Annotated in this window: 17 protein-coding genes and 4 pseudogenes; 14 read left to right on the top strand and 7 right to left on the bottom strand. The window is 60.8% G+C overall.

From position 1 onward, the window contains the following. Window positions 1-233: 233 nt before the first annotated feature. Window positions 234-3,587, bottom strand: a complete 3,354-nt coding sequence (locus M1D43_RS28965; protein WP_088196303.1) for an AAA family ATPase — start codon at window positions 3,585-3,587, stop codon at window positions 234-236. Window positions 3,588-3,699: 112 nt separating this feature from the next. Here M1D43_RS28965 and M1D43_RS28960 point away from each other — a divergent pair, with 112 nt between their 5' ends. Continuing rightward, window positions 3,700-3,894, top strand: coding sequence for a hypothetical protein (locus tag M1D43_RS28960; protein WP_033053163.1), 195 nt, complete (start codon window positions 3,700-3,702; stop codon window positions 3,892-3,894). 125 nt (window positions 3,895-4,019) lie between these two features. Here M1D43_RS28960 and M1D43_RS28955 read toward each other — a convergent pair whose 3' ends face one another. After that, the gene (locus M1D43_RS28955) at window positions 4,020-4,913 is read right to left on the bottom strand and encodes a LysR family transcriptional regulator (protein WP_127672519.1); all 894 of its coding nucleotides are present in this window, start codon (window positions 4,911-4,913) and stop codon (window positions 4,020-4,022) included. A 91-nt stretch (window positions 4,914-5,004) separates the two neighbouring features. On the opposite strand from M1D43_RS28955, the gene M1D43_RS28950 reads away from it, so the two are divergent. Next, on the top strand, window positions 5,005-5,448 hold the full coding sequence (locus tag M1D43_RS28950; RefSeq protein WP_088196301.1) for a PACE efflux transporter: 444 nt from the start codon (window positions 5,005-5,007) through the stop codon (window positions 5,446-5,448). Between the two features lie 165 nt (window positions 5,449-5,613). Beyond that, window positions 5,614-5,886 (top strand): annotated as a pseudogene (locus M1D43_RS28945) (SDR family NAD(P)-dependent oxidoreductase); the annotation flags it as partial. Here the strand turns inward: M1D43_RS28945 and M1D43_RS28940 are convergent. Both M1D43_RS28940 and M1D43_RS28935 read right to left on the bottom strand, forming a co-directional pair. After that, a pseudogene (locus tag M1D43_RS28940) lies at window positions 5,881-6,042 on the bottom strand (nucleotidyltransferase family protein); the annotation flags it as partial. The pseudogenes M1D43_RS28945 and M1D43_RS28940 overlap by 6 nt on opposite strands. 13 nt (window positions 6,043-6,055) lie before the next feature. Further along, window positions 6,056-7,423: an alpha/beta hydrolase gene (locus tag M1D43_RS28935; RefSeq protein WP_164831136.1), complete on the bottom strand. Its 1,368-nt coding sequence runs from the start codon at window positions 7,421-7,423 to the stop codon at window positions 6,056-6,058. A gap of 879 nt (window positions 7,424-8,302) precedes the next feature. Here M1D43_RS28935 and M1D43_RS28930 point away from each other — a divergent pair. Continuing rightward, window positions 8,303-8,550: pseudogene (locus M1D43_RS28930) on the top strand (damage-inducible protein). Window positions 8,551-8,577: 27 nt separating this feature from the next. After that, a pseudogene (locus tag M1D43_RS28925) lies at window positions 8,578-8,700 on the top strand (type II toxin-antitoxin system RelE/ParE family toxin); the annotation flags it as partial. Window positions 8,701-8,803: 103 nt separating this feature from the next. Here M1D43_RS28925 and M1D43_RS28920 read toward each other — a convergent pair. After that, complete coding sequence (locus tag M1D43_RS28920; RefSeq protein ID WP_027992830.1) at window positions 8,804-9,109, bottom strand: hypothetical protein; 306 nt, start codon at window positions 9,107-9,109, stop codon at window positions 8,804-8,806. Between the two features lie 671 nt (window positions 9,110-9,780). On the opposite strand from M1D43_RS28920, the gene M1D43_RS28915 reads away from it, so the two are divergent. The 3 genes from M1D43_RS28915 (at window position 9,781) to M1D43_RS28905 (ending at window position 10,887) form a co-directional block, all read left to right on the top strand. Further along, window positions 9,781-10,032, top strand: a complete 252-nt coding sequence (locus tag M1D43_RS28915) for a GlsB/YeaQ/YmgE family stress response membrane protein (protein WP_015242086.1) — start codon at window positions 9,781-9,783, stop codon at window positions 10,030-10,032. 27 nt (window positions 10,033-10,059) lie between these two features. Beyond that, complete coding sequence (locus tag M1D43_RS28910) at window positions 10,060-10,545, top strand: YidB family protein (RefSeq protein WP_017264070.1); 486 nt, start codon at window positions 10,060-10,062, stop codon at window positions 10,543-10,545. A 78-nt stretch (window positions 10,546-10,623) separates the two neighbouring features. Next, on the top strand, window positions 10,624-10,887 hold the full coding sequence (locus M1D43_RS28905; protein ID WP_192925902.1) for a hypothetical protein: 264 nt from the start codon (window positions 10,624-10,626) through the stop codon (window positions 10,885-10,887). Window positions 10,888-10,923: 36 nt separating this feature from the next. On the opposite strand, the gene M1D43_RS28900 is transcribed toward M1D43_RS28905, so the two are convergent. Then, window positions 10,924-12,240, bottom strand: coding sequence for an aspartate aminotransferase family protein (locus M1D43_RS28900; protein ID WP_013845634.1), 1,317 nt, complete (start codon window positions 12,238-12,240; stop codon window positions 10,924-10,926). 2 nt (window positions 12,241-12,242) lie between these two features. Beyond that, window positions 12,243-13,292, bottom strand: coding sequence for a phosphotransferase (locus M1D43_RS28895; protein ID WP_318853479.1), 1,050 nt, complete (start codon window positions 13,290-13,292; stop codon window positions 12,243-12,245). 170 nt (window positions 13,293-13,462) lie between these two features. Here M1D43_RS28895 and M1D43_RS28890 point away from each other — a divergent pair, with 170 nt between their 5' ends. From M1D43_RS28890 to M1D43_RS28865, 6 genes are all read left to right on the top strand, one after another. Further along, window positions 13,463-14,143 carry a GntR family transcriptional regulator gene (locus M1D43_RS28890; RefSeq protein WP_127623636.1) on the top strand — a complete coding sequence of 227 codons (681 nt, stop codon included), beginning with the start codon at window positions 13,463-13,465 and terminating at the stop codon, window positions 14,141-14,143. 75 nt (window positions 14,144-14,218) lie between these two features. Continuing rightward, complete coding sequence (locus tag M1D43_RS28885; RefSeq protein WP_013845631.1) at window positions 14,219-14,959, top strand: SDR family NAD(P)-dependent oxidoreductase; 741 nt, start codon at window positions 14,219-14,221, stop codon at window positions 14,957-14,959. Window positions 14,960-15,190: 231 nt separating this feature from the next. Continuing rightward, the gene (locus tag M1D43_RS28880; protein ID WP_318853508.1) at window positions 15,191-16,216 is read left to right on the top strand and encodes an ABC transporter substrate-binding protein; all 1,026 of its coding nucleotides are present in this window, start codon (window positions 15,191-15,193) and stop codon (window positions 16,214-16,216) included. A gap of 62 nt (window positions 16,217-16,278) precedes the next feature. Then, complete coding sequence (locus M1D43_RS28875; protein WP_050579953.1) at window positions 16,279-17,394, top strand: ABC transporter ATP-binding protein; 1,116 nt, start codon at window positions 16,279-16,281, stop codon at window positions 17,392-17,394. After that, a complete protein-coding gene (locus tag M1D43_RS28870) occupies window positions 17,391-18,569 on the top strand; it encodes an ABC transporter permease (RefSeq protein ID WP_027990357.1) in 1,179 nt (392 codons plus the stop codon). The genes M1D43_RS28875 and M1D43_RS28870 overlap by 4 nt, the downstream gene beginning before the upstream one ends. A gap of 3 nt (window positions 18,570-18,572) precedes the next feature. Continuing rightward, a complete protein-coding gene (locus M1D43_RS28865) occupies window positions 18,573-19,355 on the top strand; it encodes an ABC transporter permease (RefSeq protein WP_027990356.1) in 783 nt (260 codons plus the stop codon). The last annotated feature ends 53 nt before the right edge of the window (window positions 19,356-19,408 follow it).

The following is a 19,408-nucleotide window of genomic DNA, read 5'->3' as shown; positions in this document are numbered from 1 at the left end:
TTTTATGGTGGCGGGCGAGGGAATGCCTTCGATCTCCTCCTTCACGCCTTTAAAGCCGCGTCGGTGGCAGCCATGCCGTCACCCAGATGAATGCCCTCGTCACCGTTTTCCAGATAATATCCCGGTAGCTCGATGGTTTTGCTCCTGCCCTTATAGGTGACCTCAAAGGGGCGCGCCGACGTTGTGATCGCCTATTGCCTCGGTGTCTAGTGGAAGTCGGCTCAGGGCTTGTCTCAATGTAACCTGTCGAGCAACTGCCTGGCCTGCGTCAGGTCGCGCGTATTGAACCCTTCGGTGAACGACTCATAGACCGGCCATAGCAAATCCTGAGCTTCATCGCCGCGGTCGTGCTCAGCCCAAAGCTTGGCAAGGCCAAGCGCTGCGCGGAGCTCGAACGACTTGGCGCTCTGACGTCGCGCTGTTACCAGGGCCGATTGGAACCTAGCTTCACATTCCACAGTGGACCGCGCACACAACTCAAGCATCTCGGCCTCGATCCGCTCGACTTCCGCATCCCACATGTGCTCGCAGTGGCAAGCGGCTTGATCCTTCGCCTCAGCGACGACGGCTAAGGCAGATTCGGCTGCGCCGGACTTCTGCAATGTTGTTGCAAGCATACAAAGATACCGGACATGATACCAATTCACACCCAATGCGGATCGAGCCTTCAAATTCTGACGCATAATCGCCAACCCTTCCTCGACGGACGCGCCCTGGGCGATCGCCCAACCTCGTAGGAACATGCCGTTTAGTCGCCAGTAGTGCAGACTATGTTGATCTGCCAAAGCAACGATAGCGTCGGCATGCCGGCACACAGCAGATGTTTCACCAATAAGCTCATCGAGTCCGGCGCCCGCGTATGTTCTGACGTGGGCGGTGAGGTTTGCCTGGTTCAATTCTTCAGCATACCGAAGCGCTTCGATGGCCAAAGTCCGCGCGGTGTCCGATTGCCCGAGAATCCACTTGATGATTGCCAAGTAGGCAAGAGCTGAAATTTTCGGATCATGGATGTACAGTACTGGTGGCGGACGGTGGCGGTTGGGATCATAGAGGCGCAGGATCGTCTCAAACTCGTGGGAAGCCTCGGTGAAGGACCCGTCGTACATTGCCGTGATGCCATCCATGCGGTGCCCTGCCAACTGAAATGCATCGTCGCCCGTGCGCTCTGCAGTCCGCTGGGCTTCCTTCGTCAACCGCCGCATCATTGCGCGGTCACCACGAACGAAGTGGTAAACGAACTCGCCGCTCAGCGTCGCGTGCAGGGCAGCGGCGTTCCCGAATTTTTGGCAAAGAATGCGTGCGCGAGCGTATGCTGCGGCGGTCTGCGCCGCAGCATATCCGTGCACGGAAATCAGCGCCGTTCCGATTGCCGTCTGTAGAGCGAGTTCCTTCCAGTCCTTCTCCGATCCTAACGGAAGCGCTTCCAGTGCCTTCAGACCCCTCGAAAAGTGATCGATTGCCTCCAGATTTGCGGAGCGTTGGGCAGCCTGCTTCCCCGCGATGAGCCAGTAGTCGATCGCACGGGCCGCTTGCCCCGCTTTTGCAAAATGATGAGCCAGGACCTCGGGTTCGCGGGCAGCCCGGCCTGGGAATCGCTCTTCCAAAGTCTGAGCGATTTTGGCATGCAACTGTTGCCTGGGATGACGCAGGAGCGTGTTGTAGGCTGCGTCCTGCACAAGGGCATGCTTGAAGAGGTACATTGAATCGGCCGCCGTTCCGCGTGGGAAGACCAGCCCGGACGACGTAAGCTGATCGATGAACGCCCGCAGCTCAGTTGCCTCATACGGTGCCACCGCGGCCAAAAGGTCATGCGAGAACTCCCGCCCGATAACCGCGGCGATCTGTGCCACGTTTTTCGCCGCGCCTAGTCGATCTAGACGGGCCATAAGGGACGCGTGCAGGGTGGCCGGGATGCCAAGACTCGCCGACGATGCTGCCGACTGCGCGTGGTCTCCCTCCGCGCACATTTCTGCCACTGCTTTCGTGAACTCCTCGAGGTAAAGGGGCACTCCGTCCGTGCGCTCGACGATCCCTTGAATGGCTTCCGCAGGTAAGTCTTGTTGGCCAAGAACATGTTCGACCAGCGCGACTCCGTCGCGCTGTCCCAGGCGGCCAAGTGTCATCATTGACACGTGCGGCTGCCCGGACCAAGGCGCAGTGAACTCGGGCCGGAAAGTCACAACAAGCAGCACGGGCAGCATCCGAATGCGTTCGACAGTTCGATCCAGAAGTTCCAGGCTGGTCGGATCAATCCAATGCACATCCTCGAAGATCATCACGACGGGCTGCCGCCCGGCGAGGACCTCCAATTGCCGTACGAGTGCCTGCAGGGTTCGTGATTTTCGCTGTTGCGGACTGAGATCCAACGTGGGGAAGCGCCCGGAGCTGGGCAACGAGAGCAGATCTGAGAGGAGGCTGCAATCTTCCGCCGCAGTCGAGGTGGCCGCGAGCAGGGTTTCAAGCTTGTCGAGTTTCGTCGGGGTGTCATCATCCGGGCTCATTTCAGCGGCGCGCTCAAGCTGGCGGATGATCGGGTAGAGGGCGCTACCGCTATGATGTGGCGAGCAGAAATAGCAAAGATGCGTCCGCTGCTCGTTCGTGATCTCCTCCAGGACGGCGACAGTGATACGCGATTTGCCGATGCCTGGCTCTCCCACGAGAAGGATCACCTGACCCTCGATGCCCTTTGCGCGCTGCCAGCAGCGGCGCAGCGCTTCGATTTCGTTCTCGCGGCCCACCAGCGGGGTGAGCCGCTCACCGTGCAATGCCTCGAAACGACTATCCAGAATGCTCGGTCGAAGCACTTGGTAGGCGCGGATTGGCTCGGAATAGCCCTTGACCTGGAGAGTGCCAAGGTCACGAAAATCGAAGAGATGGCCGAGGAGGTGGTGGGTTCTCTCCCCGATCACTACCGTGTCCGGTTCGGCCAAACCCTGCAGTCGCGCAGCAATATTCGGCGTCTCACCGATTACGCCTCGCTCGCGAGCCTCACCAAAACCGACAATGTCTCCGACGACCACGATTCCGGTAGCGATGCCGATACGCACTTGCAGTGGATCCGAGAGTTCAAGCTCATTGACAATGTCGATTAGCGCCAGGCCCGCCCTTACCGCCCGTTCAGCGTCATCTTCATGTGCCTGCGGATAGCCGAAATAGACGAGCACGCCGTCGCCCATGTATTTGGCTACGAAGCCGCCGAACCGCTTGATCGTATCGGATACGCATTGCTGATAAGCGCCAATAATCTCGCGAAGATCCTCGACGTCGAGGCGCGATGCCAAGGCCGTCGAGCCGACGAGATCGCAAAACATGACAGTTAACTGCCGACGCTCGGCACCGGCCTCTGGCGAGGCGGTCGGCGCTGCTAGAGGCCGATCCATCGATACTTTGGTTGAACGGGCATCCTGGTCGCGCAAGTCCGCAATCGCATCAAAAAGCTTGCGACGGTGTCCGATCGAAGCAACGCCAAGGTCCTTGAGATCCTCGGCGTTCAGCTGCAGGAGAAGTTGTGCGTCAATGTCGTTGTCACGAAACGCCGACGCGTATTCCCCTAATCCCAAACTGCGCAACCAGGCAGCGATGTCCACCGCAGAATCCTCCGGCTTGCTTTGATCTTTCAACAGCCAGAACGACGGGGGCCATTCTACAGCGATTTGAATTAAACACGATGCGGAATGTCACGCTTAAAGGGAGGCTTGCATGAGCAGGCGTATCATCAGGGGCAATGACGTCGCGATCGCCACCAGAGCTTTCGACGACTGGGCGCATCCGCCGGCCCTCCTCATCATGAGGGGGCATGGCACCCATGCTATGGTGGCCCGAGAGATTCTGCCGCCGGGCCTCGGAACACGGCCGCTTTGTCATTCGCTATGGCTGAGCTGGCGCGCTTACTAACATCGCGCTTAAGTGGTGCATGCCAATAGAGGGCTGCAGTCTGACTTACGATGTCATCCAGTTCCCTCGGCTCGCGCCAACCCCTCGTGGCAATCACCGACGCAACTCGATGCTCCGGGACGCCGTCACTCAGCGACCATGTCGATCTTGGTCGTCGCGAAGCGCTTCCGCAACCATGTCGCCGCTGGGCCGGTGGGGCGTTGCTTGTGCCAGACCAGCTCTAACGCCACCGGATGCGCGCCGTCGTCGAATTGAAGCGTGGGGATCGCAAGATCCTGCGCTACCGGCGACCTCGCAAGGATATGCGCAGGGATCAAGGCCCAGCCAATACCCTGCTTTAGAATCTGCAGAATCACCCAATGGCTCTCGACCCACCAGACTTCCGCGGCCACGCGAAGGCGGTGCCGTTCCATTCCTTCGGTGCGCACCGTCACCATAATTTGGCGGTGACGCTTGAGATCCTCCCAGCCTACGATCGCGTTGGCAAGCGGATGGTTCCTGCCGCAGACCAATTTCAACTGCACCCAGCCGATCGTATGAAAGCCCAACTCCGCGGGCAGATCCTCTTGCCGCCACATGACGCCGAGATCCGCTTTCCCATCGAGGACCAGCCGGCTGACGTCTTCCATCATCGGGAACAGCAGCTCGAGTTCAACATGAGGAAAATGCACGGCAAACTCGGCAAAAAGTTCGCCCAACGCGTGCTCGGGATAGAGTTCGTCGATAGCGACCACGAGACGCTTCTCCACATGCGCTTCAAAGCTGGCCGCCACGCCGATCAGGTGCTCACGCCTGTCGAGGATCAGCCTCGCTTCCGACAACAGGCGTTCGCCGGCGGCCGTGAGGGTCGGATTGCGCCCCTGCCGACTGAACAGCTCCAGTCCGAGATCCTCCTCAAGGTTCGAGACCTGCGTGCTGACGGCCGATTGCGCCTTGCGCAATGCCCGGCCAGCGGCCGAGAACGAGCCGTGTTCGGCCGCAGCAACGAAGGCCTCCAGCTGTTCCATTGAGACCGTCATCCATCTTATTTCCAGATAGGACCTAACTTCATAATCTCAGAAATAGAGATATAAAGCGCTCCAATCAACATAACTCAAAAGGAGATGCGTCGTGAAGATGCGCACTTTCCCGGACCGGATTCGGCACGCATTGTTGTTTGAGGCCATTGGCTTGATGATTATCACTCCGGTTGCGGCCTATCTGTTCAACAAGCCCATCATGCATATGGGCGTCGTTGGCATCGGCTCTGCCACAATTGCAACGATCTGGAATTTCGTTTTCAATCTCGGTTTCGATCACGGTATGCGCCGGATGTTCGGGGACACCAACAAAACCTTCAAAATGCGTCTGGTGCACACGGTGCTGTTCGAGATCGGCCTTTTGGCGATCCTGCTGCCGCCCATCGCCTGGTACCTGAACATGGGGCTTTTCGAAACGCTGCAGCTCGACCTGGCCATTGTAGCCTTCTATCTCGTCTACAATTTCGTCTTCAATCTTGCCTATGACCGAGTTTTCCCCATCCCGGCGGGGCGGCGAGCCGAATACGCTACCTAGAGACAAAAACGCGCTCTGACAGCCGCCCGCATACATATGCGTTAGGGCATCACGGGTTTTCAGGGGAATGGGCGTCCATCGGGTTTGTATACGTGCATGATCCGTACGGAAGTGAACGGATGGATTTGGCGGCTCACGGGCGTAGATGGGCGCAGTGACCGAACATCATCGAGGACCTCTGACGGTGTTGATCGCGTCGCTGCGGACATCGTTGAAGCCGGTGGCGCGGCGATCGGCATTGTGTGCGAGGTGGGCGAGCTTGACCAGATCACCGCTGCAGTCGACCAGGTCGTCGCCGCTTACGGCCGGATTGACATTCTGGTGAACAACGCATCCGATCGCTCCGCAGTCTTGTCAACGATTCTCGACCTGTCGATCGAGCAACTGCAACGGAACTTCGATACCCGGGCGATTGCTTACATCCGTTTCATGCAATCCGGCGTCGGCTAAGGCTTTTGTGACGTCGCCCGCGAATGGACCGGGGCCGGGGAGGCCAGCACGGCGCAGCGTGCTCACCATCCGCCTCCGCTCCCGGATGTTGTCCTTGATCTCCTTGTGGGCCTTCACCCGCTCCGTGATCGCCTCGTCGGAGTGCTGAAAGCGATTATCACAAGGCCTGCTGGACATCCGATACCCGCCAGAAAGGCCGTTTGATTTCGACGATTTGGCGACGGGGATCGCCAGCCTTTGCTCTATCGCGGATAAGCGCAATGAAGTCAGCTTTAACGGCGGGATTGGACAAGAAGTAGCTATGGCCAATGAAGCCGCCGCCTGGAAACTCGATGAAATCGACTAACTCACCCATCTGAGACCCTGCCCATCTGGACGCCGCTTCGCTCCTGTTTTTGGGAAGCCTGTCGACAGCGAGCTGCCCCAGCCGCAAGGCGCTACCGAAGAGCAGCGTTGATGCCCCCAGCGCTTTGTCCCTTGGAGACGAATAAACCGTGAGATGCAGAGGGCCTTGAGGCGGGACCGTGCTCGGCCTTGGTTTGTTGCCGAAGGCCAGGTCTGGATCCGATACCCACGCGAACATCTTGGAAGAAGCCACGTCGAGATCAATATCGGGCGCGAAAAACACCACGTTCGCGATCTTGTAGCGCTGCCACATTGAGGATTGACTAACATATGCTTCAATGCTGAGTTGTTGGACCACACTCGCGAGCACATCGGTCCCGCGGCTATGCGCCAAGAGGTGAAGCCGCTCGAGCCCCTGAGTTTCGGCGATGATGCGAATGGCTTTCTTAAGATCCGCGACTGAAAACTCGCTCGACTCGCGGTCGATATTGTAGCCGAAGAAAAAGCCGCCGGAGCCTCCAGCAGGCCAAGTCAGGACAATGCAGACAAACTGGTTCTGCAGCGACCTGCAAATCTCGCCTGTGGTGAGCGCGGCGGCGTCGAAGCTGTTACCATAACCGTGAACAAAGACCACGACTTCTTTACGATCACTTGTTGAGAGCCGACGAGCGACTTCGGCCTGCAGCGATGCGGCGGCCTGGTCGTGGGCCGTGACCGCCTCCACCGAGCGGCTTAGCCCGTTTGCGGTCGCCTCAACGCCGTAAGGTGTCGCCGGAAACCGGCCAGTCTGTGAAACCGCGCTGACACGTAACTCACTTTTGCTGGTGAGAGGTTTGCGTGTCGACGCGATCGACACCGACCCGAAGCTCAAAAATGTGGCTCTTTCAGCGCCATAGGACAACGCGCTGTCCGAAGCGGTAATGGGTGCGCGGTCGGTAATATAGAGGAGGTCGAACGTTCCGGAACTTGGGTGTGACCGAACGGTCTGAGTCCTGTGCGACGCTGCGGAGTCAGTGTTGAGCAGCGTTGGAAGCTCCACGTGCTGCGTGGCACAACCAGCTAGGCAGAAAAGCAAGAGGAAGCCTACCACCGCCCAAGAAAAGTTTAACAATCTGACCTGTTTAATATAGCTGGTGGGTGTGCGGCCAAGACCAAGTAAAGCAACGCGATGGCTATTCACTAAATCGTTTCCCCTCTGAGTTATTCTTCCGTGATTAGCAGCATGCTTAAATCTGCTCCGGCGGAGCACCGATGCTCGCAACGAGTTTGACATAGCCCATGGGAGCCTACTTGGCATCCAATTTCGGATTAGGCGATCGCATCAGTGCACACCAGTAGTCGATCTTAGAAGTGCGGTGCACATCCTGCTCGTGGCCGTTGTCGAGGCAGGGCTGGCCGGCCCGCTGGCCGGGGCGTCAGGACTGGGCTGGTGGCCTGCGGCCGTGTGCATCGCGGTACCGCGGGTAGTGCCTCGCCGCCACTGTCGAGATGGTCCGGCGGATGATCGCGGGCATCATCGCCGGCTCGCGGCAGCCGGAGGCGATCGTGTGAGCGAGCTCCTCCTGCTCATCGCCCTCCTGGCCCTCGGTCCGTTCCTCCTCGTCGAGGGCTTGCTTGCTCGCTACGAGCTGATGCTCTACACCATCGGCCGGCGCCCGCCGGCCGCTAGGCTCCCACCGGAGGTGCCCTACGCCAGGGGTGCGCATGCAGGGCGACCGCCGGACGCCTACGTGGTCTACCTGGACGGAATCGGCGAGCGCCGCTTCACCGATACGCGCGACGGCGGCCAGCTCGTCGAGGCGTCATCGCCTCAGCTGCGCGTGCTGGGCCAAGTCAAGCCCTATTCCCCCCTGGCAGCGCCGCTCGTGGGGCGCCCGGCCTGGGACTGGCTGCGGCGCCACGTCGGCATCACTCTGTTCCTGCATAACGTCATGCAGATCTTTGTGGCCGCCGATCGTCGATACCGACCGCTGTACAACCAGGCAGTGGGCGCGCAGCTCGCCGATGAGCTCCGGCTCGCGGGCTACGAGCCAGCCAGCGGCATACCGGTCGTCCTGTTCTGCTACGGCGGTGGCGCCCAATCGGCCACCGGCGCGGTCGAGGAGCTCTTCATCCAACTCGGCGCTCCGCTGTGGCTGATCACGCTCGGCGGTTTCAGCCACAGAGAGGCTCACGACGCTTGGTTCCGCGCCAAAGTTTTGCGGGCACTCGAGGACACTCGACCCGATGCGGACGACGCCGACGCCGATGCGCACTTTCGAGAGCGCCGCGCCAGCTTTGCGCAAGGCTGCGGCGGGTGATCGATGAAGGTCGTGCGCTGACGATCGCGACGCCATCTTCAGCTACATCGAACGAGAGAATCCGAGGGCGGCGGTCCACGTTGACGAGGAGGTCGTCAGCGCTGGTCGTCCGCTGGACTTTCCCGAAAGCCGCCGCCCTGGCCGGATTGCCGGAACTCCATGAGCGGACAATAGGCTCTCCCTTGCTTTCCTAAGCGAGCAAGGACGAATGGATAGCTCAACCGGGTTTCGCCACCCGCTGCGTCTTATCTTCGCAAGTTCTAAATCCCTGACCCGTCGAGCTCTCGCTCGTCTTCCCCTTCCCAAGGTGAGGGCATCGAGGTGCGATTGAGATTGGCCGAGGGCATCGGCATCCAGCACTTCAATTCCGGCTCGGCGTATTCGATGATGCGGCCGGGCGAGGAATCAGAGGCGCGCCAGCCATCTGCACCGAACTGATCGCCATTCGACCAATATACGAGATCAACTTCTGCCGCCCCCTGTTCGGACGGGCGGATCGTGACGAGGATCCGACTGCCGTCTTTCGGCGCGCTTGCCATGTGGCGCCAGGAGTCTGGCTCGGGCATCATTTTTCCTCCCGCCTTGCTGCAGGTTGCAAGTGTCGCCTCGCTATCTAAAACGGTCAACTCACACTTTGCGCAACCATCGTCTATCACTGTCCGGTCAGGTTGGACGCTCCTAATTGAGGCGTACCATCGCTCCTCGGCGGCATTTCGTAGCGCGGGTCCGCCAGCACATCAAATGCAACAGCAGCAAACCGGTCGATGTGCGCGGGCGAGGGGAACGCGGTGTCAGCAGTGTCAGGCGAATCGAGGAATAGGGCGCGCATTGCCTTAAGCACAATGTTACCGAGAGTGTCGATGCTCCGACTGGATGGCCATGGCGCGCTGTCCCGGTTCGGAGGGTCGAAGGCGAGGCGGATCAGTATGCCGACACGACCGGAGCTGGTGGCAGCCATGGCCGCGCAGACGCGTTCGTTATCATCGGCTGCAGGACCGAACGGGTACTTGGCATAATAGATATCTTCGATCCTCTCATTTGCCGCCCCGGTTCTGGTGGAATATTCGTCGCCGCTCCGCTGTGGGGACTGACGAGCCGGCAAAAGACAAGGGATGCGCCTTGTCGGGGCGTGTTATGTGTGTTTTCCTGATGCCCCTTGGTGTTTCCAAAGGACGGGAGCCTCGGAACTCGCCGATGCAATTAGCAGACTTGCTACCTAAAACGAGGGACTTCTGGAATGGGTATAATCTGGACCATTATCATTGGCTTTGCCGCCGGTATCGTGGCGAAGCTCATCGTCCCCGGCGAAAACGAGCCGAAAGGCTTCGTCCTGACGACGATCCTGGGCATTGTGGGGGCTTTCGTCGCGTCATATCTGGGGCAGGCATTGGGGTGGTACAACGCCAACGAGGGCGCCGGGTTCATCGGAGCCATCGTCGGTGCCGTGATCGTTTTGCTTCTATGGGGCGCCGTCGCCCGGCGCGCTTAAGGGTTCACCAAGCAGAAAGGAACTGACATGGCCTCATCTCGCAACACCATGCCGTCGCTCGCGGCGCTATTGGGGCTGCTCGCGGTCGCTGGCTACCAGAACCGGGATAAGCTGGGACAGATCTTTCAGGACGCAAAGGGGCGCGCTCCGAACAGCGGTGGCATTCTCGGCGAACTCGGCAAGATGTTCGGCGACCCCGGGGAAGGTTCGCTCAGCAAAGGCCTGGGAGAACTTGTCGATGCGTTCAAGAACGGTGGAAACCGGGAGGCGGCAGACTCCTGGGTAAGCGCCGAAAAGCCGTCTCAGGGCATTTCGGCCGAACAGGTCGAATCGTCGATCGGCAAGGATACCCTTCAGGAACTGGCCGCGAAGACCGGGCTGGACTACAATGAGCTGCTGAAGCGCCTTTCGACATCGATCCCGGACGCGGTGGACAAGATGACTCCGAACGGTCAGTTGCCGCAGAACGATGAGGAAGTCCTTGGGCGCTCCGTAGGACCCGCTTCCGCATAGCCAGGTCCGCGGAAGGCAACACGTCTCCCGATTTTGCGACTCCCACGCCTTGGCGCGCCCCTCGCGAACATTGACTGCATGCCGGCAACTATTTCGCATCAGGGCGTGGCAAGGCTTTCGCAAGCAGCCTCGGCCGTCGCCGGCGACTTCATGAGCAGCGGATCCCTTGGCACCGTCGCGCCGACCATTGCGGACATCGTCCCATATGCGGGGTTCGGCGCGTTCTCGTTGCTGCGTTCCTCAGTCGAGCTTCTCGTCGCGCTGTATCGCAACGTGGATGCCAGCGTTTCCATGTTGATGGTCCACCGGTGTGGGCAGAAGCAGATCATGAGTTTTGGGTAAGCACACCATGGTACCGACACACGCTTACCTCTTCTTTCAGAGTGTCTTCAGCACGTTGCCGAGTGCATCAACCAGCATGTCGGCATTCTCGCGCGAGAAGATGAGGGGAGGGCGGATCTTCAGAACGTTTGCATTCGGTCCCGAGGCGCTGATCAGGATTCGCCGCTCGCGCAGGCCGTTGACGATGCGCGTCGTGAGTGCCGCGTCAGGACGCTTTATGGTCGAGTCGGCGACGATCTCAACGCCGATGAAGAGCCCGGAGCCGCGCACGTCGCCGATCGCCGGATGGATGGCTGAGAGGCTCTTCACCCTTTCCATAATATGGCGACCCACCACCAGCGCATTCTGCTGCAGGCCTTCAGTGCGGATCGTGTCCAGCACGGCTTTGCCGGCGGCGGCAGCGACCGGATTGCCGCCGAACGTGTTGAAATAGCGCGCCCGAGGACCGAACTCGGCAATGACTTCCGGCCGCAGAACGATGCCGGCCATTGGGTAGCCGTTGCCCATCGGCTTGCCGATCGTCACGATATCGGGCGCGACGCCGTGGCGTTCGAAGCCCCACATGGTCTCGCCCGTGCGGCCGAAGCCGGGCTGTACTTCATCCGCAACGAAGAGACCGCCTGCCTCGTGGATGGCGTCCACCGCCGGCTTCAGAAAACCTCTCGGCCCGTCGAAAATGCCGTCGCTCGAAAAGATCGTGTCGGTGATCAGCATGGCCGGCTTGATGCCGTGGCGCTTCAGGTCGGCAATCGCCGCGCGCACATCGCGGCCGAACTTTTCCATTATCTCTTCGGGGGAATGACGGTAGCTGTCGGGGGCGGACACGGTGCGCACATGCGGCCCAAGCGTCACGGATTCGCCGAGGGAGGGCGAGAATTCCGCCACGGCGCTCGTGAGCCCGTGATAGGCAAGCTCCGTCGCGATGATGCCGGTGCCGCCTGTGACGAAGCGCGCGATGCGCACGGCAAGGTCATTCGCCTCGCTGCCGGTGCATGTGAACATGGCCTGACTGAGTGCCTCCGGGAAGGTGGCCGTTAGCGCCTCGGCATAGTCGACAATTCCCTCGTGCAGATAGCGCGTATGGGTATTAAGCACGGCGGTCTGCCTGGTGATAGCCTCCACCACGCGCGGGTGGCAATGGCCGACCGAGGAGACGTTGTTGTAGGCATCAAGATATCGTTCCCCGGCCGCGTCATAGAGAAAGACACCTTCGCCGCGCACGAGGTGCAGTGGCTTTTCGTAGAAGAGGCGATAGGCGGGACCGAGCACTTTTTCCCGGCGCGCGATCAGCGCCCGTTCGGCCTTGTCGAGCCGTTCGAAATCTTCGCGCGAGAAAGCATTCACCATTGACATGATCAGACCTCGTAAAAGTTGGGAACGAGCTTTTTCAGCCCGGCCGGTGTCAGATCGGATATGTTTTGAAGTCCCCGCCAGGCAGTGGCGTGATTGCGCATGATGTAGTCGCGGTTTTCCGGAAAGCGTGCGGAGCGCCACTCGGCGATGATGAGGGACATCGCCAGCCGCGCCCGGGTCAACACCGGCAGAACCTCGATTTCCCCGGGCTCTAACGCACGTACCGAATGGAACCCCTCCAGGAAGGAGCCGGTGCGCGCCGCCCAGTTTTCCGTCCCCAGATGATAGGAAAGCGCGACGGCAAGGTCGTTGATGAGCGGCGCATGCACCATGTCGCCGAAATCGATGATGCCAACGACCGTGGTGGGTGAGGAGGGATCGAGCAGGACATTGTGCGGGTTGAAGTCGTTGTGGATGATCTGCCGCCGCTTGAGCCCGGTGATTGCGGGAAGCGCTCGCTCGAACTCCGCCAGCACGGCCTCCGCTTGCGCCCGCCGTTCCGGCGCGACATGGTCGACGACGGCGGTGAGATCGAGCGTATGGGAAATGTCCCACATCAGTTTTCCCGCCGGTGGGCGTCCGTGATAGTCCTCAAGGCCAAGCCCGAGTTCCGCAAGCGCCCTGCCGACATTCCGGCTTTGCGCCTCGGAAGTAGGAGTGCGGTACTGCAATTCGCCGCGCAAGAACGTAAGCAGGCGCATGACGCGCGGGCCATCTGCGGTGGAAAGCGTGTGGCTCTGCTCTCCGCTCTTCGTGCGTACGAGGCGCGGTACCGGCACAACGGGGGCGGCAGCCTCCAGATGCAGGAGCGCACCGTCCTGGAATTCCAGCGCGGCCGCGTCCTCGGCTGGATTGGCGATCTTGAGGATGAAGTCCCTTCCATCCGAGCGGGTGAAAAGAAAGGTCTCGTCCCGTTCGCTGGAAAGCCGCCTGACAGTGCCGCCCGCCCCATAGACCCGCATCACCGCGGCCGCGGCATCGGCAAGGGACGTCGGATTCCATGTCGCTGACATGGAATCCGTCTTCTTGGTGGCCGGCGTTGGCTCCGTCATGCTTGTTCCATTGGCGCAGTTTTCCGTCTCGTCTTCAATTATCCGTACCGTCTGTTGGCCAATGGCGCTGGCTGCATTGCCGCGGCAACCGTTTGGCGGACATGATAGTTGAAACACCGCGGAAAAAGATGCATCAAGTATCTTAATATTCCATTTTACGGACCAGTTCCATGCCTGATTTCGCAACACTGGAACATGAGAACCTCAACAGCGCCGTCTACGGCGCGTTGTGCGATGCCTTGATGCAGGGGCGGTTCCAGCCCGGCGATCGGCTGAAGATTCGCGATCTGGCGGAACAATTCGGCACGAGCGTCACACCAATCCGCGACGCCATCCTCCGGCTTGCCAATGACGAGGCGATCACCTTCCGCTCACCACGCGACATCCGCATTCCCGGCCTGAGCGAAACCCGCTACCGCGAAATCCGCACAATCCGCGTCCGGCTCGAGGGACTGGCGGCGGAAACGGCTGCCCAGGTAGCGACGAGTAAGGATATTGAGGCGTTGGAGCGAATCCTACGCGAAAACGAACTGGCAATCGAGGCCGGCGACCGGCTGAAGGGCACGCAACTCAACCAGGCCTTCCATTTCATGCTGCCCCAGATCGCTGGGCTCCCAGTGCTGAACGGCATCCTGCGGCGGCTCTGGCTCCAGATGGGGCCGCACATTTCCGATGTCTACATAGAGGGAGGACGAGCGATGATCGACCATCACTACCCGGTCGTCGAAGCCCTGAAACGGCACGATTCCGCCGCGGCCTCCATGGCGATCGTCGACGATATCCTGCTCGGAGGCAAGCCGATCCTCGCGCGTATTGAGCGGGCTACGGAGCGGCAGGCATGCCCAGCCTGATCCCGCTTGGAAGAGGGGCTTGCTTTTCAGCCGCTCCAGATTACGATGTATCAAGCATCAACAGTGAGCGCCCCGATGACAGAAGAATGCCGTTACATGTTGCTGACGGGGGCGAGCCGCGGCATCGGTCATGCAACTGTAAAGCTCTTCCAGTCGAAAGGCTGGCGCATTCTCACCGTTTCCCGCCAGCCCTTCGCCGAAGAATGCGCCTGGCCCTCCGCTCGCGAAAGCCATATCCAGGCCGACCTGGCGGATCTCACCCAAATTGACCGCTTGGCGGCGACCGTGCGCGAACGCCTGCCGAACGGCCGTCTCCACGCGCTCGTCAATAACGCCGGCATCTCGCCAAAGGGGCCGGGCAAGAACCGCCTCGGCGTGCTGGATACGGATGCGGACGTATGGACGCAGGTCCTCAACGTCAATCTTGTCTCAACTGCTTTGATCGCCCGCGCGCTCATGTCGGAACTGGAAGCGGCGAAGGGCTCGATCGTCAATGTTACGTCCATCGCCGGCTCGCGCGTCCACCCCTTTGCCGGCGTGGCCTATGCGGCATCCAAGGCGGCGCTTGCCTCTCTGACACGCGAAATGGCGCACGAATTCGGCCAACGCGGGGTGAGGGCGAACGCCATTGCGCCGGGCGAGATCGAAACGTCTATCCTCTCGCCCGGAACCGATGAGCTGGTGGCGGCGGAAGTGCCGATGCGGAGACTGGGTGAACCGCGCGAAGTCGCGGAGACCATTTATTTCCTTTGCACCGAACCATCGTCCTACATCAACGGCGCGGAAATCCACATCAACGGAGGACAACACGTCTGACGATCGTCAACGAGGGGAAGCCCCGTTGACCGACAAGGACCGGGATGCATCATTCGGAAGAAAAATGACCGGACAGGGCTCGACGACGAGAGAGGCTGTAATCATCGCGATACGCCAAGGCGGTGGCGAGTCAGCAGTTGCCTGAGATCGGTATCGGAGGCCGCTGACGTCGGATTCCTTCACAACGAAGAAAAGGGGAGTGTAATGAAGACTATCTTCAAATCGGGCGTTCTGGTGGCCGCTGTCGCCGTGCTGTCGACAAGCCCTGCCGCACCGGCGTTCGCACGGGATCTGACCGTCGTCTCTTGGGGCGGCAACTATCAGGACGCGCAGCGCGACATTTATTTCAAGCCCTTCGCCGAAAAGTCCGGCAAGCCGGTGCTTGACGAAACCTGGGACGGCGGCATTGGCGTTATCCAGTCGAAGGTCAAGGCCGGCGCGCCGAATTGGGATGCGGTGCAGGTTGAGGCGGAAGAACTGGCGCTCGGCTGTGCCGACGGTCTCTACGAAACGATCGACTGGGACAAAATGGGCGGCAAGGGTAAGTTCCTCGAATCTGCGGTCAATGACTGTGGTGTCGGCGCAATCGTCTGGTCCACGGCGATCGCCTATGACGGCGACAAGCTGAAGGAAGGGCCGGTCTCCTGGGCGGACTTCTGGAACGTCGAAAAATTTCCCGGCAAGCGCTCGCTGCGCAAGGGTCCGAAATATACGCTCGAGTTCGCGCTGCTTGCCGATGGCGTCTCTAAGGACGAACTCTACGACGTGCTCGGGACCGACGAAGGGGTCGAGCGCGCGTTCAAGAAGCTCGGCGAGCTGAAACCGCACATCGTTTGGTGGGAATCGGGCGCCCAACCGCTGCAGTTCCTCGCTTCCGGCGAAGTGGCGATGACGTCGGCCTACAACGGTCGCATCACCGGCATCAACCGCACGGAAGGCAAGAACTTCAAGGTGGTCTGGCCGGGCAGCATTTACGCCGTTGATAGCTGGGTGGTGCTCAAGGATGCGGAAAACAAGGACGCTGCACAGGACTTCATCGCCTTCGCGAGCCTGCCCGAGCATCAGGCGAAGCTGCCGGAATTCGTAGCTTACGGGCTGCCGAACAAGGAAGCCGCAGCGAGGGTTCCGCCAGAATTCGCCAAGGACCTGCCGACCGATCCGGTGAATATGAAAGAGGCGATCTCGCTCAACGTCGACTTCTGGATCGATAATGCCGAAACACTGACTCAGCGCTTCAATGCCTGGCTGGCCCAGTAAGAACATCCGCGGTGAAGGGCGTACCCGATGGGACGCCCTTCTTGCTCGGGCGGATGCGTTCCATGCTCTTCCAGATGACGCATCCTTCGCCACTAGCGATGGAGTCTTCCGTGGCCGAATTCATTCAATTTGACCGCATCACTAAGTTTTACGGCCCCCTATGTGTGGTTGAAAACCTCGTTCTCGGTATCGGGCAGGGCGAGTTCGTCAGCCTGCTCGGCCCCTCCGGCTCTGGCAAGACGACGCTCCTGATGATGCTGGCGGGTTTCGAGCAGCCGACCTCCGGCAATATCCTGCTGGACGGGACGGCGATCAACGACGTTCCGACCCACAAGCGGGACATGGGCGTCGTCTTTCAGAGTTATGCCCTGTTCCCGCATATGTCGGTCGGCGAGAACGTCGCCTTCCCGTTGCAGATGCGCGGTTTGGGCAAAGCGGAGATTGCCGAGCGCGTGGCGCGGGCGCTGGACATGGTGCAACTGTCGGCCTTCGCGGACCGTCGGCCCTCACAACTCTCCGGTGGGCAGCAACAGCGGGTGGCGCTTTCCCGCGCCCTGGTCTTCGAGCCGCGCGTCGTGCTGATGGACGAGCCGCTCGGCGCGCTCGACAAGCAGTTGCGCGAGCAGATGCAGTTCGACATCCGCGACCTGCACCGCCGCCTTGGCCTGACAATCGTCTTCGTCACACATGACCAGTCGGAGGCGCTGACCATGTCGGACCGCGTCGCCGTCTTCAACAGGGGCAAGATCGAGCAGATCGGTACGCCGCGGCAGGTCTATGACGAACCGGCGACGCGCTTCGTCGCGGAATTCATCGGCGAGACCAATCTGGTCGAAGGTGTCGTCGAGACCGTGCAGGGGCAGGAGGCGATCGTGCGCCTCCCGTCCGGTGCGCACATCGTTTCAGCCGGTTCCGGCAGCTTGGCCTCGGGCCAGTCCGTTTTTCTCTCCATCCGGCCGGAGCGGGTCGACCTCAGCGAGACGCGCGGCGACGCTCGCAATTGCCTGGAAACGGAAGTGACCGATTCCGTTTACCAAGGTGACCACCTGCGCGTGCAGTTGCAAAACGCCGCCCATCCGCTGATCGCCAAGCTCGGTCGCCGGTCGCGCGAATTTCCACCTGGCACCAAGGTCTATGCGGCCTTTTCTGCCAACGATTGCCGGGTCATCGCACCATGAGTGCAGTTTCGTCCCGGGCCGGGCGGTCGGTCGCCCTTCTTGCGCCGCTGCTTCTCTTCCTTATAGGTTTCTTCGTCTGGCCGCTGCTCAGTATGATGTCGCAGGCCGTGTCGGATCAGGCCGTGCTGCGCCTGCTTCCGCGCAGCGCCGTCGTGCTGACGGATTGGGACCGAAAGTCGCCGCCAACGGTGCCCATGCAGATGGCGCTGATGGAAGACTTGAAGGCCGTCGATGACGATCAGGCGCTCGGCGATATGGTCCGCCGCCTCAACAGCGCCCGTTCCGGCTTCCGCACGCTGATGTCAAAGACGACGCGAGCGCTGGACGACACGGCGAACCCGCCCGCCAACCTGGTCTCAATCGACAAACGTTGGGAGAAGCCGGAGTTCTGGCTGGCGATCGCCGACGCGCTCTCGCCGCTCACCGACCGGAACCTGCTCGCCGCCGTCGATCTTGGCCGCAATTCCACCGGCGATATCGAGCATTTGCCGGCCGACCAGTCGGTCAACCGCATTATTCTCATGCGCACCTTCTGGATTGCCGCGCTCGTCACCTTCGCCTGCGCCGGAATCGGCTTCCCCTATGCAATGATCGCGGCTTCGCTTACCGGCTGGAAGCGCGACCTGATGCTGGCCGCCGTGTTGCTGCCACTCTGGACCTCGCTTCTGGTGCGCACCGCCGCGTGGTTCATCCTGCTGCAAGAAAAAGGGCTGATCAACGACCTTCTGCAAACGCTCGGGCTGATCAACGCGCCGCTGCCGCTGATCTTCAACCGTACAGGGGTGGTTATCGCTATGACGCATGTGCTGCTGCCTTTCATGGTGCTGCCGATCTATTCAGTCCTTATCACGATCCCGAAGAACTTGATGCCGGCGGCCGCCTCGCTCGGGGCTCCGCCATGGCGCGCGTTCCTGCGCGTGCTGCTGCCATTGAGCCTGCGCGGCCTCGCCTCCGGCAGCCTGCTCGTCTTCATCTCGGCAATAGGCTACTACATCACGCCAGCGCTGATCGGCGGGCCGGGCGATCAGATGATCAGCTCGATTATCGCCTTCTACGCCATGGGCTCTGCGAACTGGGGCATGGCCGGGGCGCTTGGCGTCGTGCTGCTTGTCGCGACGCTGCTGCTCTACAGTGTCTATGCGCGGCTCTCCACTGGCGAACCGGGGAGGCGCTAGGTCATGCCGATGAAACTTGCGAAGTTCGCTTTCGCCTCGCTGACGATCCTGTTTCTCGTTGCTCCGCTCATCGCCATCCTGCCGCTCGCCTTCACCTCGAGCGTCATCCTCACCTATCCGATCCCGTCCTGGTCACTGCGCTGGTTCGAGGAACTGTTCACGGCGGATGCCTGGCGACGGGCGATCTTCAACAGCCTGATCATCGGGACGGGCACGACGCTGCTCGCCACCGTTCTCGGCACCGCAGCCTCGCTAGGCCTGCGCAATCGCCTCATCTTCTTTCGAGGCTCGATGCGCACGCTCTTCCTACTGCCGATGGTGGTTCCTGCCGTCGTGCTCGGGGTCGGCATGCAGGTGCTCCTTGCAGGTCTCGGCCTGACGAACAGCTATGCCGGCGTGATCATCGCCCACACGGTGGTCGCCGTGCCCTTCGTCGTGGTGAGCGTGATCGGGGCGCTTGACGGCATCGACGAGCGCGTGGAACTCGCTGCACAAAGCCTGGGTGCTTCGCCCGAAACGGTCTTCCACCGCGTGACGCTGCCGCTCGCTCTGCCAGGCGTACTCTCCGGCGCGGTGTTGGCCTTCGCCACCTCGCTCGACGAGGTTGTGCTCACACTTTTCGTCGCCGGCCCCAACCAGCGCACGCTGGCTCGGCAGATGTTCTCTAGTATTCGCGAGAACATCAGCCCAGCGATTGCGGCAGCGGCCTTCCTCTTCATCGCCGCGACGATCTTCTTCGGCCTCGTTGTCGTGCTGTCGCGCTTCATGCTGGCGAAGCGGCGCTAGGATTGGCGCGGGCTTCGTGCGCCAAGCGAACATAGGGGCGATCACACGGTCCC

This window comes from Ensifer sp. R1-3 (assembly GCF_056739175.1).
This window is presented reverse-complemented; position numbering and strand designations above follow the sequence as displayed.

Bases quoted from the DNA above. Each gene is read 5' to 3' on its own strand.
- M1D43_RS28865 (WP_027990356.1), top strand. From the start codon at position 18,573: ATGCCGATGAAACTTGCGAAGTTCGCTTTCGCCTCGCTGACGATCCTG.
- M1D43_RS28870 (WP_027990357.1), top strand. From the start codon at position 17,391: ATGAGTGCAGTTTCGTCCCGGGCCGGGCGGTCGGTCGCCCTTCTTGCG.
- M1D43_RS28890 (WP_127623636.1), top strand. From the start codon at position 13,463: ATGCCTGATTTCGCAACACTGGAACATGAGAACCTCAACAGCGCCGTC.
- M1D43_RS28905 (WP_192925902.1), top strand. From the start codon at position 10,624: ATGCCGGCAACTATTTCGCATCAGGGCGTGGCAAGGCTTTCGCAAGCA.
- M1D43_RS28955 (WP_127672519.1), bottom strand. From the start codon at position 4,913: ATGACGGTCTCAATGGAACAGCTGGAGGCCTTCGTTGCTGCGGCCGAA.
- M1D43_RS28875 (WP_050579953.1), top strand. From the start codon at position 16,279: ATGCTCTTCCAGATGACGCATCCTTCGCCACTAGCGATGGAGTCTTCC.
- M1D43_RS28960 (WP_033053163.1), top strand. From the start codon at position 3,700: ATGAGCAGGCGTATCATCAGGGGCAATGACGTCGCGATCGCCACCAGA.
- M1D43_RS28885 (WP_013845631.1), top strand. From the start codon at position 14,219: ATGACAGAAGAATGCCGTTACATGTTGCTGACGGGGGCGAGCCGCGGC.
- M1D43_RS28895 (WP_318853479.1), bottom strand. From the start codon at position 13,292: ATGACGGAGCCAACGCCGGCCACCAAGAAGACGGATTCCATGTCAGCG.
- M1D43_RS28900 (WP_013845634.1), bottom strand. From the start codon at position 12,240: ATGTCAATGGTGAATGCTTTCTCGCGCGAAGATTTCGAACGGCTCGAC.
- M1D43_RS28910 (WP_017264070.1), top strand. From the start codon at position 10,060: ATGGCCTCATCTCGCAACACCATGCCGTCGCTCGCGGCGCTATTGGGG.
- M1D43_RS28920 (WP_027992830.1), bottom strand. From the start codon at position 9,109: ATGCCCGAGCCAGACTCCTGGCGCCACATGGCAAGCGCGCCGAAAGAC.
- M1D43_RS28915 (WP_015242086.1), top strand. From the start codon at position 9,781: ATGGGTATAATCTGGACCATTATCATTGGCTTTGCCGCCGGTATCGTG.